This window comes from Allocatenococcus thiocycli, from assembly GCF_921292965.1.
Taxonomy (GTDB): Bacteria; Pseudomonadota; Gammaproteobacteria; order Enterobacterales; family Vibrionaceae; genus Vibrio; species Vibrio natriegens.
Map to the genome: position 1 here is coordinate 11,274 of NZ_CAKLCK010000024.1, position 17,502 is coordinate 28,775.

The window sequence follows — 17,502 nt, forward strand, 5'->3', positions numbered from 1 at the left end:
AACCACTGTTCCTTTCAGAGCGCGTTCACGCAAAAACGATCACATTATACACAGCTATCTCAATCAGATGCTATTGCTTCCGAAATGGTTTCGAGAGACTGTTCAATGTTATCACTATCCAACCAAGTTAAGTCATCCCAGCTGCGTAACCAGGTGATTTGACGCTTGGCCAATTGACGAGTCGCGCATACTCCGCGAAAAATGGCTTCTTCGCGAGTGCACTCCCCATCTAAATACTCCCACATCTGTCTATAACCGACGCAACGTATAGACGGAAGATCCGGGTGAAGATCTTTGCGAGCATATAATGCTTTCATTTCATCTTCGAAGCCCGCTTCCATCATTTTTTCGAAGCGCAGTTCAATGCGACGGTGAAGTTCTGCCCTATCCTTGGGAGCTATTGCAAACTGCTTGACCCGGTACGGAAGGCGTTCACCTTTCGTTTGAGTCAACTCAGTTAGAGTTTTACCTGAAATTCGAAAAACTTCCAATGCCCTAGATAAACGCTGGGGATCATTAGGATGAATTCGCTCCGCAGAGACAGGATCAATCTCTTTCAGTTCATCGTGCAACACCGACCAACCTTTAGTCAATGCTTCTTGTTCAATTTGCTGACGAATTTCAGGATTTGCAGCAGGAAGAGGTGATAAGCCTTCAAGTAATGCTTTGTAATAGAGCATTGTACCGCCAACAAGTAACGGAATTTTTCCTTCTGCAACAATATCATCCATAGCCTGTAACGCATCGCGACGGAAATCCGCGGCGGAGTATGACTCGCTAGGATCCAAAATATCAATCAGTCGGTGAGGCGCTAAGCTAAGCTCTCGTTCATCAGGCTTGGCAGTCCCGACATCCATTCCTTTGTAGATCAAAGCCGAATCGACGCTGATGATCTCAACCGGAAACTTCTGACGAAGTCTAATCGCGAGTTCTGTTTTACCTGATGCAGTTGGTCCCATTAAAAATAGAGCCAACGGTAGTTTTTCTGTCATGGTGTTAATTTGGCTATCGTGGCAGAGAAATCAACAGCAGATACAAACTGAGTATCTTCTAATGGCAATTGGCCATGCCTTAGCTGTTCAAGTTCCGCAATAATTTGAATGGCTTCGGAGAGAGTATAATTGCTTTTTACTGTCGTTACCCGCAAAGCAAGCCAATCGATCAGTGCAGAAAGCATTTGAGTGGCAGTCTTCTCACCCTTCACCCACGTTTGCGCGTAAGATAACAGATCTGGTACCAAATTTTGTAAGTTTTGTTGACGCAATGGTGCTGGTACGCCCATGATCATCAATGCTTTGTCATTTCTGGCTTTAAGCTGTATACCGAGCTGGGCGAAATCTTGTTGGTAATCCTCTGCTAACTTGACTAACTCTGCATCCAGCTTTAGCGACAAAGGCACGAGTAAAGGTTGTGCTTTTAGTGCGCCTTCGCTTGGCGTTAGCTGCCCTTTGACTCGATAAAATTCCGCGCGTGGTAATGAAACCAATGCCACGCCACTGTCACTGCTCATCAGGACAAACTGCTCATCCACCACAGCTAGCGCTTTACCTAATGCCGTCACTTGAGGCAAATGTGCTTGCTCGCTCGATGTAGCGACAACCGCATTTTCGATCCGCTTAGGTTCGAAGTCTGGCGTTTTCAAAAGCTCATGATAAGCCCGAACTTCTTGTTTACTCGGAGCAGGTTCCACATGACGCTCTTTGCTCTGAGTCGGCTTTGGAGCGGGCTTAGATTCAATCCAGTCCGAACGATGATAAGAATCTGACTGACGAGCCTCTCGCACAGACGATTCTGAAGAAGAACGCTCTCGTGGTTTTGCCTCATAGTCACTTCGTCCAGGATAGGCCGGTGTTTTGTCTATCGCCTGATAAACTCGTTCAGGAACGGGAGAAGAGACCTTGTCTTCTTTAATCGAGGCTTCTGAAATCGAGGGTTCTGAGCCAACATCGCAGTCCTGAATCGGGGAAGACGGCTCAGCGTGATGAAAGGCAGATTCATTGACATGTGGCTGTTCAATGACCGCACTTTGTACCAGTGCATCGGTTAATGCCTGATAGATAAAGTCATGCACCAGTCGAGCCTGATGGAAACGCACTTCATGTTTTGCAGGGTGGACATTCACATCCACCTGATGCGGATCGAGTTCAATGAACAGCACGTATGCCGCAAACTGATCCGGCTTTAAGCTCATTTCGTAGCTCTGGCGGATAGCATGATTAATCAGCTTGTCACGCATCATGCGGCCATTCACATAGCAATACTGCAAATCACTTTGCTGCCGAGCACCATCTGGCGTTGTGATCCAACCATGCAGCTTTAGTCCCTGATGTTCCAGTTCAATACGGAGCATATTACGGACAAAAGCATTACCACATACGGCTGCAATGCGCTTTTCGGTTTGCAGCTGATTCTTTGCTGCGCGATATTGGCGGATGATTTTTCCGTTATGACGAACGTTAATCGACACGTCGAACCGGCTCAGTGCGATACGCTTTAGCAGCTCATCAATATGGGAAAATTCCGTTTTCTCGGTACGAAGAAATTTACGACGTGCAGGGGTATTGAAGAAAAGGTCCAACACTTCTACCGTGGTACCAATAGGGTGTGCGGCAGGTTGAAGTTTGACCTGCATTTCGCGCCCTTCGGAATACGCACTCCACGCCTCTTCTTGCGCTGCGGGACGCGAGGTTAAGGTCAAGCGTGAGACTGAACTGATACTCGCGAGGGCCTCACCACGAAAGCCCAAACTCATGATCGCTTCTAAGTCATCCAAACTATGAATTTTGGATGTTGCATGACGACTTAATGCCAAGCCTAACTCATCTTTCGCAATCCCTTTACCGTTATCACGAACACGGATGAGCTTAGCTCCCCCTTTCTCAATATCGATATCGATGCGGGTAGCGCCGGAGTCGAGGCTGTTCTCAACCAACTCTTTGATGACAGAGGCAGGTCTTTCGACCACTTCCCCTGCGGCTATCTGGTTGGCGAGCCTGGCTGGCAGTATTTTAATCGTCATAACGCGTTAAAGCTCACTTATTTATTTGGGATGATCAGCACTTGTCCTACCGCAAGTTCATCTGAACGTAAGTTATTCGCTTCACGAATACTTTGCACGCTCACGTCGTACTTCGATGCGATCTTACCAAGGTACTCACCTCGTGAGACTTTATGTTTACGGATCGGCTTGTCCTTCACCGCAACCGTCACCTTCAGTTTCTGACCGACCCACAGCGTATCTGATTTGAGATTGTTTTCGCGACGAATATCAGAAACCTTCACTTTGTAATGGCTGGCAATCTTGCCTAAAAACTCACCAGACTTAACGGTGTGAGTGATGGTTTCTGTCTCCACCGTGATCGGTTTGCTTGGCACTTTGATATTACCAGCCGACGGAATTCTCAGTTTCTGGCCAATTCCTAACCCGCTCGATTTCAAGTTGTTTTCAGCCATTATCGCGTTCGAGCTTGTCCCGTATTTATTCGCAATCACCGATAAAGATTCGCCGCGCTTCACAATGTGCACCATCGGTTTCGATGAAGGTGAGAATACGGTGCCTTCTGGCGGGTTATCCTTCAGATACTTGACGACCGCCTTCGATATCGACTGTGCCAGTTTGTCTTGGTGTGCACGCTGGAACAATAATTTCTCTTCGGTCGGGTTTGAGATAAAGCCCGTTTCGACCAATACCGATGGAATCTGCGGAGAGCGTAATACCGCCAAGCTAGTGTTGATAGGTTTCGTGTTGTGCAAGTGAGCAACACGTCCCATTTCACCAAGGATTTCCGTGGCTAGCTTATAGCCTTCCTTCTGCGAATGACTAAACTGCAGATCCAGCAACGTTTGGTTGACGTTACGATCTTTGGTGTTGCTGACAAATGCGTTACCCGATCCACCTAAAAGCTCAGACTGCCTCTCATGATTCTCAACCCAACGGGAAATTTCCGTATTCGCACGACGCGTGTTCAGTACGAATACCGAACCACCACGAGGTCGTGGAGAGGTAAACGCATCCGCGTGAATTGAAATCAGCAGATGAGCATCATTCTCGCGAGCAATCGCGACACGTCGATTCAGGTTAACAAAATAGTCCCCACTGCGGGTCAGTCGAGTTTTGATGCCCGGTGTCGCATTCAACTGAGCAGCAATCTTACGAGAAATACTCAATACCGCGTCTTTTTCATACTTACGACGAGAAGGTCCAATTGATCCCGGATCTTCACCACCATGACCAGGGTCGATAACAATCAACACTTCCTGAGCACGCTGAACTGAGCTCATGTCTTTACTGGTTGTGGCTTTTTCTTCTGACTTCGTTGCGGTTGTCGCCGTTTTTGTACCATGCGGAAGATCAATGACCAAACGGTGACCATATTGCCCACCTGGTGTCGGGCTCAGTTTGAATAGCTCAGCTTGAACGCTTTTTTTCAGCTCAAAAACGAGACGATAAGTGCCCGTTTCCGGAGGTGAGCTTTTTCGCACTCGCGTTAAAACAGGGCTATCAGAGACCGTCACCGGCAATTTGGCTTGCATGGTGGCGTCTTTCAAATCCACAACCAGTCTATCCGGTTCGGATAATGAGAAATAGGAGTAGTCCGCTTCCGAGCCTAAATCGATGACAACGCGAGTCTCATCTGGAGAAGGCCAAACTCGAAAGCTTTTAACGACGTTAGCAAATGCTAAACTGGGGATGATAAGGAGAAAAGTGGCGACAAACGTCGCCACTACTCTAAAATTTGAAAAACTCAACATAGCTCCAATCGACTGAGTAACTGCACACCATAATCATTATTCGCGATGAGTTCGGCGATACGGCCTTCACCTTGATAACGGATGTTCACATCAAGATCTGGCTCAGGCAGTAAGCCTTGCCCTTTTTCTGGCCACTCAACCAAACAAATCGCATCATCAGTGAAATAATCTCGAATTCCCATGAATTCTAGCTCTTCAGGATCCGCAAGGCGATATAGGTCAAAATGGTAAACTTGCCACTTATCCAATTGGTATGGTTCAACCAAGGTATAAGTTGGACTTTTTACATTTCCTTGATGCCCAAGAGCACGGACAAACCCACGACTGAAGGTTGTTTTACCTGCGCCCAAATCACCATGCAGATAAATTGTCGTTTGTTGAGAACAAAGCTGAGCCAGAGCGGTGCCCAGTGCTACCGTTTCATGCTCATCTTTTAAATTAAATTGTTTCGTGCTCATTGATGCTTCTCTAACTAATGATCGTTGACTATATAAAAATCAAAAGAACAGGAATAGTAAACCGTGTTGGTTTTGAGAGACAAGCTTTCAAATGTCATATATGCGAAAAAAGTAGCCACAAAACGGTATCTTATTTGTCAGCTCTCTACTTTAAGCCATATGAGTTTAGCTCTCCAATATAAGAATGCAGGAGATAGCAAAAGGTTCCATTATAAATATCATTAAATAGCATACTTTTATAAGTGCGACTTTACGCTAGAACCAATACAAGAGATCCGTTAAGATCCGCCCCCCATTTATCTCGGTGGTAACCATGAACTACGAACAACTCGCACAGCAAATCAAAATTTGGGGAAAAGGACTCGGCTTTCAAAAAGTGGGGATCTGCGATGTTGACCTAAGTGAGCATGAGGCCGCACTGCAACAGTGGCTGGATGCCGGGTATCACGGTTCTATGGACTGGATGGCTCGACACGGCATGATGCGCGCGAGACCACATGAATTACTGCCGGGAACCATACGTGTTATCAGTGCACGTATGGATTACCTACCGCCAGAAGCGCAATTCGCTTCAAACCTTGCCAATAAAAACCACGCCTACATCAGTCGTTATGCCCTAGGACGTGACTATCACAAACTCGTAAGAAAGCAGCTCAATAAGCTCGGTAAATTAATTGAAGAAGAAGTCGGTAAGTTTGGCTACCGCCCTTTTGTTGATTCCGCCCCGATATTAGAGCGACCACTGGCTCAAAAAGCTGGGCTAGGTTGGACCGGGAAACATTCTCTGATCTTGGATAAAGACTGTGGTTCTTGGTTCTTTCTGGGCGAGTTACTGATTGATTTGCCATTGCCGGTTGATCAACCAAGTGTCGATCAGTGTGGAAAATGCAAAGCGTGTATCACTTCATGTCCGACGCAAGCAATTGTAGACGACAAAGTGGTGGATGCACGACGTTGTATCTCCTACCTGACCATCGAGTTCGATGGCATCATTCCAGAAGAATTTCGAAAACCAATGGGGAACCGAATTTACGGCTGTGATGATTGCCAACTGGTGTGTCCATGGAACCGATATGCCGATATCACCGAACAAGAAGACTTTCACCGCCGTGATAGTTTTCAACACCCAGACTTAGTCGATATGTTTGGTTGGGATGAAGCCGCTTTCTTAAAGAACATGGAAGGCTCCGCGATTCGCCGAATTGGTCACTTACAATGGCTGCGTAATATTGCTGTCGCACTTGGCAACGCAGAATACAGTCAACGTGTCATTGATGCACTTGTCTCTCGTCAGGGAGAAAGTGACTTACTCGATGAACATATTATCTGGGCATTGAATCAGCAGCTGAACCAAACTCCGGTCAATGAGACTGAGTCAGTTGAAACGAAGAAAAACCGTTTAATCAGGATTGTAGAGAAAGGCTTACCGAGAGATGCATAAGGCGTAGTCTATATGCAAAAGATTGAAATGCTTTTTTCATGCGCAATTCATGACCTCGTTCTCAATTTTGTAATGTGGAAAAAAATTTGAGATTAGATAAAAAAGAGGTAGGAAAAAAAAGTTAAACACAATCCCAGTAAATGACTAGGATCAAAAAAATACAATGTAATGATCGTATTTTAACAACCAAGATCTATGTAGTTGTGCTTTTTTTCTTTATTTAACAGCCAGTTAAAACAAAATCCAATCACAATTCAAACACTTAAAAAATAAAAGATCTTCGTTTACTAACAAATAATGTCAAGCTAAAAACACTTTATCAACCAAGTTATCCACAGAACGCTGTATGTGGATAAGTCTGTTAATGAAAGATAGCAAAAACACTCGCATACCAGAGCACTATTGTGTCTGCCGATTCATATAATGTTTTCAACACAAACGAAAACACCCGACATCATACAATGCGGATTAAAATTTATTTTAGGGGAGTTATGCTTCACAGCATGATGAAAAGAGCGATGTGGATTGGTTGCGGGGGCTGGATTTGAACCGAGCGGCGCATCCGTCGACGACCTGAGGGTTATGATAAATAACAATCAAACTGTCTTGAATTTGGTTGCGGGGGCCGGATTTGAACCGACGACCTTCGGGTTATGAGCCCGACGAGCTACCAAGCTGCTCCACCCCGCGTCCGTATTTCACTGTTAAGCACAATGAGAGCTATCTAACTGGAGCGACACACGAGGTTCGAACTCGTGACCTCAACCTTGGCAAGGTTGCGCTCTACCAACTGAGCTAGTGTCGCATGACTAACCGCTAGTGCGTTTAATCTTAATTTGGTTGCGGGGGCCGGATTTGAACCGACGACCTTCGGGTTATGAGCCCGACGAGCTACCAAGCTGCTCCACCCCGCGTCCGTATTTCATTGTTAAGCACAATGAGAGCTATCAAACTGGAGCGACACACGAGGTTCGAACTCGTGACCTCAACCTTGGCAAGGTTGCGCTCTACCAACTGAGCTAGTGTCGCATGATTAACCGCTAGTGCGTTTAATCTTAATTTGGTTGCGGGGGCCGGATTTGAACCGACGACCTTCGGGTTATGAGCCCGACGAGCTACCAAGCTGCTCCACCCCGCGTCCGTATTTCATTGTTAAGCACAATGAGAGCTATCAAACTGGAGCGACACACGAGGTTCGAACTCGTGACCTCAACCTTGGCAAGGTTGCGCTCTACCAACTGAGCTAGTGTCGCATTTTGTCACTGTTAAGCACAATGAGAGCTATCAAACTGGAGCGACACACGAGGTTCGAACTCGTGACCTCAACCTTGGCAAGGTTGCGCTCTACCAACTGAGCTAGTGTCGCATTTTGTCACTGTTAAGCACAATGAGGGCTATCAAATTGGAGCGACACACGAGGTTCGAACTCGTGACCTCAACCTTGGCAAGGTTGCGCTCTACCAACTGAGCTAGTGTCGCATATTCTCAGAAGAGAATTGGTTGCGGGAGCCGGATTTGAACCGACGACCTTCGGGTTATGAGCCCGACGAGCTACCAGGCTGCTCCATCCCGCGTCCGTATTTCATTGTTAAGCACAATGAGAGCTATCAAATTGGAGCGACACACGAGGTTCGAACTCGTGACCTCAACCTTGGCAAGGTTGCGCTCTACCAACTGAGCTAGTGTCGCATATTCTCATAAGAGAATTGGTTGCGGGGGCCGGATTTGAACCGACGACCTTCGGGTTATGAGCCCGACGAGCTACCAAGCTGCTCCACCCCGCGTCCGTAATCATCATTCAAAGCATGATGAGCGCTTATCAAACTGGAGCGACACACGAGGTTCGAACTCGTGACCTCAACCTTGGCAAGGTTGCGCTCTACCAACTGAGCTAGTGTCGCATTCACAACGTTTCCGTTGTTCAGGGCTGCGAATTATAAGAGCATTTTTTTGTGATGCAAGTCCTTCCTTCAAAAAAACTTTAAATTTTTACTGAATGATGAAAAAGCAAGCAAAACAACCATGAATGACAACTATTTAGATCGCAGCCTTAACAATTAAATCTTAAAGATTGTCTCGCGGTAGTACTTCAGTTCAGCAATAGACTCACGAATGTCATCTAAAGCCAAATGTGTACCTTGTTTAGAAAAACCATCCAGCACTTCTGGTTTCCATCGACGAGTAAGCTCTTTCAGAGTGCTGACATCCAAATAACGGTAGTGAAAGTATTCTTCCAGCTCTGGCATGTGCTTGTACAAAAAGCGACGATCCTGGCCAATGCTGTTACCGCAAATTGGAGAAGCGCCTTTAGGCACCCACTGCTCTAGGAAAGCAATAGTTTGAGCAACCGCATCTTGTTCAGTCACTTTGCTGTTGCGAACACGCTCAACCAAGCCACTTGCGGTATGAGTATTGGTGCACCAGTCATCCATCTTAGCCAATTCTTCTTCCGGCTGATGAACTGCAAGTACCGGCCCTTCTGCCAGAATATTTAATTCGCTATCGGTGACAATAGAAGCAATTTCTATGATTTTGTGCGTTTCAGGATCGAGCCCCGTCATCTCTAAATCAACCCATATCAGGTTTTGATCGCTAAAGGACATGGTTACGCCGCCTATTTGTTTATCGATAAAAAAGGTACTATACCTCAAAATACTTGAAACACGATACTCACTAACTTGAGCCGAGAGCGAGCTCAATAGCTTGAGTTAACTCATATTAAGTACAAAATTGTGGCTAAAAAGAAAAAGTTAACTAAAGGTCAGGTACGACGCGTTCGTAACAACCAACAGAAACGTTTGAAGAAACAAGAAGAGTCCATCCAATGGGATGAGAACATGCTAGGCGCGAGTAAACAGGGCTTAGTGATCACCCGTTTTGGCCAACATGCTGATATTGAAGATTTAGAAACGGGTCAGGTCCAACGCTGTAACCTTCGTCGCGGTGTTGAATCTCTGGTTTCTGGAGACCGAGTACTGTGGCGCGAAGGTCTCGAGTCGATGGCTGGAATATCTGGTGTGGTGGAAGCGGTTGAACCTCGTACTTCAATGCTGACTCGACCGGACTACTACGATGGCCTAAAACCCGTCGCGGCGAACATCAACCAAATGGTGATTGTCTCTTCTGTTTTGCCAGAGCTTTCGCTCAATATCATCGACCGTTACTTAGTTGCTGCAGAGACACTCAGCATTGCGCCTTTACTCGTTCTGAACAAAGTCGATCTGCTTGAAGATGACGATCGTGCGACGTATGAAGAATGGCTAAAAGAATATGAGCGCATTGGCTATAAGGTACTGTTTGTCAGCAAGAAATCTGGAGAAGGCATTAAGGAACTGGAAGCTCAGTTACGCGATCGTATTAACATCTTCGTCGGCCAGTCAGGTGTGGGCAAATCCAGCCTGGTAAATGCCCTGATGCCAGAACTCGAGCAAGAAGTGGAAGAAGGCGAAATTTCTGAAAACTCAGGATTAGGTCAACATACCACAACGGCCGCACGTCTTTACCACATCCCGACAGGTGGCGATTTGATTGACTCCCCGGGGGTTCGTGAGTTTGGTCTGTGGCACTTAGAGGCAGAAGAAGTCACGAAAGCGTTCGTCGAGTTCCGTCCATATTTAGGTGGCTGCAAATTCCGAGACTGTAAACACAATGATGATCCTGGCTGTATTCTGCGTGAAGCCGTGGAGAAAGGTGAAGTAAGCGAAGTTCGGTTTGAGAACTACCATCGTATTCTCGAAAGCATGGGCGAGAATAAAGCAAACCGTCAATATTCTCGCAGTAAGAAAGCGGATCTGTAACCGAATTGTCGCCGCAACTGTGTAATAATTCTTCACCGAATACTGACAAGCCAATTAAATTTCAGTAACATCACGCGCCCTAACGTGCGTATCTAACAGAAGTATCGGAATTAAAGATGGACAAGATTAAAGTTGGACTGCAGTACTGGATCCCACAACATGGCTTAACTCGCCTGATGGGTAAACTAGCTTCATCAAAAGCTGGCAGTCTGACCACAGCAGTTATTCGCTGGTTTATCAAACAGTACAATGTGAACATGGACGAGGCGAAGCACTCTGACCCTAAGCACTTTAAAACGTTCAACGAGTTTTTTGTTCGTGAACTCAAAGAAGGCGCACGTCCGATTGCTGAAGGCGAAGCGGTGATCACTCACCCTGCAGACGCTTGTGTCAGTCAATTTGGCCCGATCGAAGACGGTCAGTTGATTCAGGCAAAAGGCCACAACTTCTCGGCACAAGAACTGCTTGGCGGTGATGCAAAGCTGGCAGAAGAGTTCCAAGACGGCTCATTTGCAACGCTATACCTGTCACCTCGTGACTACCACCGTGTGCACATGCCATGTGACGGAACGCTGCGTCAAATGATTTACGTACCGGGCGATCTGTTCTCAGTAAACCCACTGACTGCGGAAAATGTGCCAAACCTATTTGCACGTAATGAGCGCGTCGTTTGTATTTTTGATACCAAGTTTGGCCCAATGGCTCAGGTTCTTGTTGGCGCAACCATCGTAGGCAGCATCGAACAAGTTTGGGCTGGTACGATTACGCCTCCTCGCGGTAATACCGTTTACAAATGGGACTACCCAGCAGAAGGTAACAAAGCAGTTATCCTGAAAAAAGGCGAAGAGATGGGTCGCTTTAAGCTAGGTTCAACCGTTATCAACCTGTTCGCAAAAGATGCCATCACATTCGATGAAAGCATGGAAAATGGTAAGACAACGGTAATGGGTACGCCTTACGCTCATAAGCAGTAAGTTTTCCTGTAAAAAAGCTGATTTCAAAGCCTCCAAATGCGGAGGCTTTTTTATTGATAAAAAACAAAACTCTGTTCGAAATTTAGCCTAACATTTTCAAACTCATACCTGCCTCTAAGTACTTAAAAGCGCAATCAATTATTCTGTGCAATGGAGTGACTATTTAAAGGGGCTACCAATGCCAAAGATGAGTGCGAGTACGCTGGTCAAATTGCTGGTGTGTTTTTTGATTCCGCTTGGCGTCCTAATGATGCCGATCGATGCTATTCCTATTGATGACCTGACTTTAATTCAACATCGTCTACTGGCTATTTTTCTTCTTGCCGCCTTACTTTGGGTACTAGAACCCGTTCCGGTTTTCGCTACCTCGATTCTGATCATCGCACTTGAGCTGATCATGATCTCGGATAAAGGGTTGCATCTCTTTCGTGCTCCGCCAGCAGGTCACGATCTCGGTGAGCTGATCGCCTACACCGATATTTTTTCTGCATTCTCATCGCCGATCATCATTCTCTTCATGGGTGGTTTTGCCCTTGCAATTGCTGCCTCAAAATACGATCTCGACAACAACCTTGCACGTGTTCTGCTCAAACCATTTGGTACACAGCCTAAATTCATCATGCTTGGCCTGATGCTAATCACCGCCGTATTCTCGATGTTTATGTCCAATACCGCGACAACGGTGATGATGCTGGCTCTATTAGGCCCAATTGTGGCTTCTGCCCCTAAGGGCGATCTAGGCATTAAAGCACTGGTGTTATGTATCCCTATCGCGGCAAACACAGGTGGTATCGCAACACCGATTGGTACACCTCCCAATGCGATTGCTCTGCAGTATCTAACCGGTGAAAACACGATAGACTTTCTGAGCTGGATGATGATGGGTCTGCCGTTTGTATTAATACAACTCACCATTGCCTGGTTTTTACTGCAAAAGCTTTTCCCCTCTAGCGAAGCGGAAATGAAACTCAAACTAAATGGTACGTTTAAAAGAAGTTGGCGTGCTTATGTGGTCTACGTAACGTTTGCAATGACAATTCTGCTGTGGATGACAACCAAAGCCCACGGTATGAACACTTATGTCGTCGCCATTATCCCGCTGGCAATCTTCACCTTGACGGGCATCATGGGCAAAGAAGAGCTGAAATTGATTAACTGGGACGTGCTTTGGCTGGTAGCCGGTGGTATTGCGATTGGCATTGCACTGGATAAAACGGGCTTAGCAGAAGCCCTAGCTCACGCAATAGACTACGAGTCACTCTCTCCGTTTGCGGTTGTGATCGCTCTCTCGATTGTCTGCTGGCTAATGGCAAACTTTATGTCGAACACCGCGACAGCGAACTTATTGATGCCAATTGCTGCCGCTATTGGTGCGTCCATGCCGAGTCTGGCTTCTATCGGTGGGCTTCAGGGGCTGTTGGTCGTGGTCGCCTTCTCCGCATCACTCGGTATGATTTTACCTGTCTCGACACCACCAAACTCTCTGGCTTACTCGACAGGCTTGATAGAAAGTAAAGACATGGCGAAAGTCGGTCTTATCCTTGGATTGGTCGGCTTGTTTATCGTTTATGGCGCCGTGCTTATTCTCTTTTAGCTCTCAAGCCTGACCATCAGATACAATCGGAAAGCCAATCTTGGTTTTGGAGAAAAAGCAGCTTATCACGCTGCTTTTTCTTTGCCGCTAACTTGTTCTTTTACATCGATACAATTTAATGCATATTAATGCTCCCTCCCGAACCAACAGGACTTTACTCAATCATGGGTTATGAATGGCTGGCACTTTGTGCTGCTTTTTTGTGGGCGATCTCTAGCTTAATTTCCGTCATTCCGGCGCAGCATTTGGGCGCTTTCGCTTATAGCCGTTGGCGTATGGGATGCACGGCAGTCATCCTTACAACCATGGCGTGGATTACTGGCGGCTGGTTAAGTGTGTCGATGGAACACGTCACACCAATGATGGCATCTGGCTTAATTGGTATTTTCATTGGTGATACCGCCCTGTTTGCCTGTATGAACCGTATGGGGCCAAGGCAAGCGGGTTTGCTGTTCTCCTGTCACGCCGTATTCTCAACCATCCTTGGCTATTTCATGTTTAGTGAAAGCATGACCAATACGGAATTGCTCGGCTCAGCGCTGGTATTTAGTGGCGTCGTCATGGCTATTTTCTTTGGCCGACGCGGGCAAACGAATAACGTTTTAGAAGAGGTCAAAGGCAATATCTGGCTAGGCATAGGATTAGGGCTCACTGCTGCAATGTGTCAGGCGCTTGGTGGCATCATTGCCAAGCCAGTAATGCAAACGAGCGTTGACCCTGTAGCAGCATCGGCGATTCGTATGATCAGCGCTTTTATTGCGCACTGCTTGTTACTGGTCATCGGAGTAAAAGTCGCCAGACCGACACAACATATTACGTGGCGTGTTTTTGGCATTACTGCACTGAACGGTTTTCTCGCCATGGCGGTTGGTATGACACTGATTCTTTACGCACTTCGCGAGGGGAATGTAGGCATGGTTGCTCTACTGTCTTCCACCACACCAATCATGTTGCTACCGCTGCTCTGGATTTATACCAAGCGCAGACCAAACAGATTTGCCTGGCTAGGCGCCGCTCTCGCAGTGATTGGAGCAGGGATTTTGGTCCACTAGAATCCATAGAGCATCAGAAACAAAAAAGCCCGAGATCAACTCGGGCTTTTATCATTCTGCATTTCAGTTAATTACTTAACCAGAATATCACCAGACATTTCTGCAGGGATTTCCAGACCAGCCAGAGAAAGCATGGTTGGCGCTAGATCAGACAGTTTACCGCCTTCTTTAAACTCAACCGCTTTGTCACCTACGTAGATTAGAGGTACTGGTAGGTTGGTGTGTGCAGTGTGAGTACCGCCAGTTTCTGGGTCAACCATCATTTCTGCGTTACCGTGGTCAGCCGTGATAAGTAGCTGGCCGCCCGCTTCTTTGATAGCTTCAACCACTTTGCCCACGCTTTCGTCTAGCGCTTCGATCGCTTTTTCAGCCGCTTCGTAAACACCAGTGTGACCAACCATGTCTGCGTTCGGGTAGTTACAGATGATAGTGTCGTACTTACCCGATTTAATAGCCGCTACCAGCTTCTCAGTTAGCTCTGGAGAGCTCATTTCTGGTTGAAGGTCGTAAGTTGCAACTTTTGGAGAAGCAACAAGTTGACGCTCTTCACCGTCAAACTCGCTTTCAACACCGCCGTTGAAGAAGAAAGTCACGTGCGCGTATTTCTCTGTTTCAGAGATACGTAGCTGAGTTTGACCTTGCTTAGACAACCACTCACCGTACGTGTTCTCTAGAGACGCAGGTGGGAATGCGATTGCTAGTGGGATATCCGCTGCGTATTGAGTCAGCATCACGAAGTGAAGTGATGGGAATGCTTCGCGCTCAAAACCATCAAATTCAGGTACGAATGCACGTGTGATTTGACGTGCGCGGTCTGCGCGGTAGTTCATGAAGATAACAGCATCGCCATCTTGCATGATTGCATCTTCTTGGCCTTCCGCTTTGATTGCTGTCGCTTTCACGAACTCATCGTTTTCTTCACGAGCGTAAGCCGCTTCCAAGCCAGCTACTGCAGTTTCAGCTGTGAATTCTGCTTTCGCTTGAGTTAGAAGATCGTAAGCTACCTGAACACGTTCCCAGTTGTTATCACGGTCCATTGCGTAGTAACGGCCCACTAGAGAAGCAACGCGGCCTTTACCTAGTTTCGCGAATAGATCTTGGAAACGTTGTAGCGAGTTTTCTGCACTGCGAGGTGGCGTGTCACGGCCGTCCAGGAAGCAGTGTAGGTAGATTTTTTCTGCGCCACGAGCTGCAGCCATTTCAACCGCTGCGTAGATGTGATCTTCGTGAGAGTGTACGCCACCTGGAGACATCAGACCCATGATGTGTACTGCTTTCTCAGCTTTTACAGCTGCATCGATAGCTTCAACCAACGCTGGTGTTTCAGCGAATTCGCCGTCAGCGATAGATTTAGTAATACGAGTTAGGTCTTGGTATACAACGCGACCTGCGCCAATGTTAGTGTGACCAACTTCTGAGTTACCCATTTGACCATCAGGAAGGCCAACATCCATACCTGAAGCAGAGATTAGAGTATTTGGGTTGTTCGCAATCAGTGCATCCATTACTGGCGTTTTCGCATTCGCAATTGCGTTACTTGCTGTGTCTTCACGGTAACCGTAACCGTCAAGGATAACTAGAGCCAATGGCTTCTTAGCTGACATAGTGATGACCTCATCAAATTTAGTAACTTTTTGGCGTAGGGCTTCTCTGCCCCATCTAACCCTGAAACAAAACTAGCGTAATTTTACTACACTTTTTAACCAAAACTGTAGGGTAAGATCAAATATTGTTTGCGATTTATCGTTGCTATCTTACAAGTTTAGGAAACAACGAGTCTCTGTCAGCAAACCTGTCCAACAAGCATAGTCACTCCCCACAAGCTTTGTACACCCGGTCTATATTCGATTTTTACGACCGATTTTGGCTGTAGATCTTTCTAAGCAAGTCGCGTTTTAGACCTGTGTTGTTGCTTGAAAGACAAAACCTATCGCTTATTGTTCTCCTTTTCCTGAAAAACAGAAGTCACTTAGACCAATAGCTACAATAGGAAATCTTGATGAATAAAGCCGCGGCCAGTGGCAGGGTAATTCTGGCGTGATGAATTTGTAGAGATCTCAATTATTCGTTAGAAAATTTTAACCCTCTCGCCTAAGAGGCCTAACCTCGCTATACTCCTGCTTTAATTTTCCGCCAACAGTGCAAGAGCTCAAGACATGCAAGAGTACATTGAATTTTTCCAACAAAACATGATTCTATCTTTGGTTTGGGTAGGTCTTCTTATCGCATTTATCCTGAATATCGTTAAGTCAGCGACAGCGGCATACAAAGAAATCAACGTAAACCAACTGACTCACCTTATTAACCGTGAAAACGGTGTTGTGGTGGATATTCGTACACAAGATGAATACAAAAAAGGCCATATCACTGACTCACTTCACATTTTACCGTCAGATATCAAAGCAGGTAGCTTTGGTAGCCTTGAAAACCATAAATCCGACCCAATCATCTTAGTATGCAAGACGGGCCAAACCGCTCAGGAGAGCGCAAACCTACTAGCAAAAGCAGGCTTTACAAACGTAAGTCTACTTAAGAATGGTTTGATCGCATGGAATGAAGCGAATCTTCCTTTAGTACGCGGTAAAAAGTAGTACAAAGGTCGCCTTCATCGCGATTGAGAGCCTAGTGAATAACAAACTGAGCAAATAAAAAGCAGTTGAAGCCCTAAGTTGTGACGCTTTGCACGTAATACACGCTTCATCTAGTCACGGTAAACTTGCTCAGTTAGTCTCAGGACAAACCAGATTTCTGGGTTTAGGCGTTCTAAACCCAACAAATGTTTATTAAGGATTTAAAAATGGCAGAAGCTACACCACAAGACGCACAACAAAACTTCGCAATTCAACGCATCTTCCTAAAAGACGTTTCTTTCGAAGCGCCTAACTCTCCAGTAGTCTTTCAAAAAGAGTGGAACCCAGACGTTAAACTAGACCTAGACACTCAAAGCCGTGAGCTTGGTGAAGGCGTTTACGAAGTCGTTCTACGTCTGACAGTTACTGTTAAGAACGAAGAAGAAACAGCGTTCCTATGTGAAGTTCAACAAGGTGGTATCTTCACAGCTGAAAAAATGGAAGCTGGCCAACTAGCGCATTGCCTAGGTGCATTCTGCCCTAACATCCTATTCCCATACGCTCGCGAAACTATCTCAAGCCTAGTGGTTAAAGGTACGTTCCCTCAACTGAACCTAGCACCAGTAAACTTTGACGCTCTGTTCATGAACTACCTACAACAGCAAGCTCAACAAAGTGAAGGCGAAGCTGAAGCGTAATTCACATTTGTAAGTGACACGTCGGTTTGAAGACAGCCGAAAGTGTCACATACCTAAGAAAATGCACAAAGCGTCCACCGAGCGATGCGATGTGCATTTTTTATTTCTGAATAAGTTGCAAGACAAACCCTAGTTCCTAGCCCCTAGACAGCGTAAAATCTGGCAA

At 46.3% G+C, this 17,502-nt stretch carries 13 protein-coding genes and 12 tRNA genes; 7 read left to right on the forward strand and 18 right to left on the reverse strand.

What is annotated here, in order from left to right:
• Window positions 1-59: 59 nt before the first annotated feature.
• From miaA to tsaE, 4 genes are read right to left on the reverse strand one after another with little or no spacing between them, the layout of a single operon-like run.
• Window positions 60-992 carry a tRNA (adenosine(37)-N6)-dimethylallyltransferase MiaA gene (miaA, locus tag L9Q40_RS08465; protein ID WP_014233207.1) on the reverse strand — a complete coding sequence of 311 codons (933 nt, stop codon included), beginning with the start codon at window positions 990-992 and terminating at the stop codon, window positions 60-62.
• On the reverse strand, window positions 989-3,019 hold the full coding sequence (gene mutL / locus L9Q40_RS08470; protein WP_498793039.1) for a DNA mismatch repair endonuclease MutL: 2,031 nt from the start codon (window positions 3,017-3,019) through the stop codon (window positions 989-991). Before mutL ends, miaA begins: the two co-directional genes overlap by 4 nt.
• 17 nt (window positions 3,020-3,036) lie before the next feature.
• Window positions 3,037-4,752 carry an N-acetylmuramoyl-L-alanine amidase gene (locus L9Q40_RS08475; protein WP_498793040.1) on the reverse strand — a complete coding sequence of 572 codons (1,716 nt, stop codon included), beginning with the start codon at window positions 4,750-4,752 and terminating at the stop codon, window positions 3,037-3,039.
• On the reverse strand, window positions 4,746-5,210 hold the full coding sequence (gene tsaE / locus L9Q40_RS08480; RefSeq protein WP_014233210.1) for a tRNA (adenosine(37)-N6)-threonylcarbamoyltransferase complex ATPase subunit type 1 TsaE: 465 nt from the start codon (window positions 5,208-5,210) through the stop codon (window positions 4,746-4,748). The genes L9Q40_RS08475 and tsaE overlap by 7 nt, the downstream gene beginning before the upstream one ends.
• 313 nt (window positions 5,211-5,523) lie before the next feature.
• On the opposite strand from tsaE, the gene queG reads away from it, so the two are divergent.
• Window positions 5,524-6,651, forward strand: a complete 1,128-nt coding sequence (queG, locus tag L9Q40_RS08485; RefSeq protein ID WP_498793041.1) for a tRNA epoxyqueuosine(34) reductase QueG — start codon at window positions 5,524-5,526, stop codon at window positions 6,649-6,651.
• Window positions 6,652-7,264: 613 nt separating this feature from the next.
• Here queG and L9Q40_RS08490 read toward each other — a convergent pair.
• From L9Q40_RS08490 to orn, 13 genes are all read right to left on the reverse strand, one after another.
• Window positions 7,265-7,341 (reverse strand) — tRNA-Met (locus L9Q40_RS08490).
• 39 nt (window positions 7,342-7,380) lie between these two features.
• Window positions 7,381-7,456, reverse strand: a tRNA-Gly gene (locus L9Q40_RS08495).
• Between the two features lie 32 nt (window positions 7,457-7,488).
• A tRNA-Met gene (locus tag L9Q40_RS08500) sits at window positions 7,489-7,565 on the reverse strand.
• Between the two features lie 39 nt (window positions 7,566-7,604).
• Window positions 7,605-7,680 (reverse strand) — tRNA-Gly (locus tag L9Q40_RS08505).
• A gap of 32 nt (window positions 7,681-7,712) precedes the next feature.
• A tRNA-Met gene (locus tag L9Q40_RS08510) sits at window positions 7,713-7,789 on the reverse strand.
• Between the two features lie 39 nt (window positions 7,790-7,828).
• Window positions 7,829-7,904: transfer RNA gene (locus L9Q40_RS08515), tRNA-Gly, on the reverse strand.
• A 37-nt stretch (window positions 7,905-7,941) separates the two neighbouring features.
• Window positions 7,942-8,017, reverse strand: a tRNA-Gly gene (locus tag L9Q40_RS08520).
• Window positions 8,018-8,054: 37 nt separating this feature from the next.
• A tRNA-Gly gene (locus L9Q40_RS08525) sits at window positions 8,055-8,130 on the reverse strand.
• 18 nt (window positions 8,131-8,148) lie between these two features.
• Window positions 8,149-8,225, reverse strand: a tRNA-Met gene (locus tag L9Q40_RS08530).
• A 39-nt stretch (window positions 8,226-8,264) separates the two neighbouring features.
• Window positions 8,265-8,340, reverse strand: a tRNA-Gly gene (locus tag L9Q40_RS08535).
• 18 nt (window positions 8,341-8,358) lie between these two features.
• Window positions 8,359-8,435 (reverse strand) — tRNA-Met (locus tag L9Q40_RS08540).
• Window positions 8,436-8,476: 41 nt separating this feature from the next.
• Window positions 8,477-8,552, reverse strand: a tRNA-Gly gene (locus L9Q40_RS08545).
• A 156-nt stretch (window positions 8,553-8,708) separates the two neighbouring features.
• Window positions 8,709-9,254: an oligoribonuclease gene (orn, locus tag L9Q40_RS08550; protein ID WP_020336188.1), complete on the reverse strand. Its 546-nt coding sequence runs from the start codon at window positions 9,252-9,254 to the stop codon at window positions 8,709-8,711.
• 129 nt (window positions 9,255-9,383) lie between these two features.
• Between orn and rsgA the strand changes: the two genes are divergently transcribed.
• The 4 genes from rsgA (at window position 9,384) to L9Q40_RS08570 (ending at window position 14,068) form a co-directional block, all read left to right on the forward strand.
• Complete coding sequence (rsgA, locus tag L9Q40_RS08555; protein ID WP_065297471.1) at window positions 9,384-10,448, forward strand: small ribosomal subunit biogenesis GTPase RsgA; 1,065 nt, start codon at window positions 9,384-9,386, stop codon at window positions 10,446-10,448.
• Between the two features lie 116 nt (window positions 10,449-10,564).
• Window positions 10,565-11,422 carry an archaetidylserine decarboxylase gene (asd, locus tag L9Q40_RS08560; RefSeq protein WP_498793042.1) on the forward strand — a complete coding sequence of 286 codons (858 nt, stop codon included), beginning with the start codon at window positions 10,565-10,567 and terminating at the stop codon, window positions 11,420-11,422.
• A gap of 178 nt (window positions 11,423-11,600) precedes the next feature.
• A complete protein-coding gene (locus L9Q40_RS08565) occupies window positions 11,601-13,016 on the forward strand; it encodes an SLC13 family permease (protein ID WP_498793043.1) in 1,416 nt (471 codons plus the stop codon).
• A 164-nt stretch (window positions 13,017-13,180) separates the two neighbouring features.
• Window positions 13,181-14,068, forward strand: a complete 888-nt coding sequence (locus tag L9Q40_RS08570) for a DMT family transporter (RefSeq protein ID WP_498793044.1) — start codon at window positions 13,181-13,183, stop codon at window positions 14,066-14,068.
• 71 nt (window positions 14,069-14,139) lie between these two features.
• On the opposite strand, the gene gpmM is transcribed toward L9Q40_RS08570, so the two are convergent.
• Window positions 14,140-15,672 carry a 2,3-bisphosphoglycerate-independent phosphoglycerate mutase gene (gene gpmM, locus L9Q40_RS08575; protein ID WP_498793045.1) on the reverse strand — a complete coding sequence of 511 codons (1,533 nt, stop codon included), beginning with the start codon at window positions 15,670-15,672 and terminating at the stop codon, window positions 14,140-14,142.
• A gap of 552 nt (window positions 15,673-16,224) precedes the next feature.
• Between gpmM and L9Q40_RS08580 the strand changes: the two genes are divergently transcribed.
• The gene (locus tag L9Q40_RS08580; RefSeq protein ID WP_498793046.1) at window positions 16,225-16,659 is read left to right on the forward strand and encodes a rhodanese-like domain-containing protein; all 435 of its coding nucleotides are present in this window, start codon (window positions 16,225-16,227) and stop codon (window positions 16,657-16,659) included.
• A gap of 206 nt (window positions 16,660-16,865) precedes the next feature.
• Window positions 16,866-17,336, forward strand: coding sequence for a protein-export chaperone SecB (gene secB / locus L9Q40_RS08585; RefSeq protein WP_014233219.1), 471 nt, complete (start codon window positions 16,866-16,868; stop codon window positions 17,334-17,336).
• The last annotated feature ends 166 nt before the right edge of the window (window positions 17,337-17,502 follow it).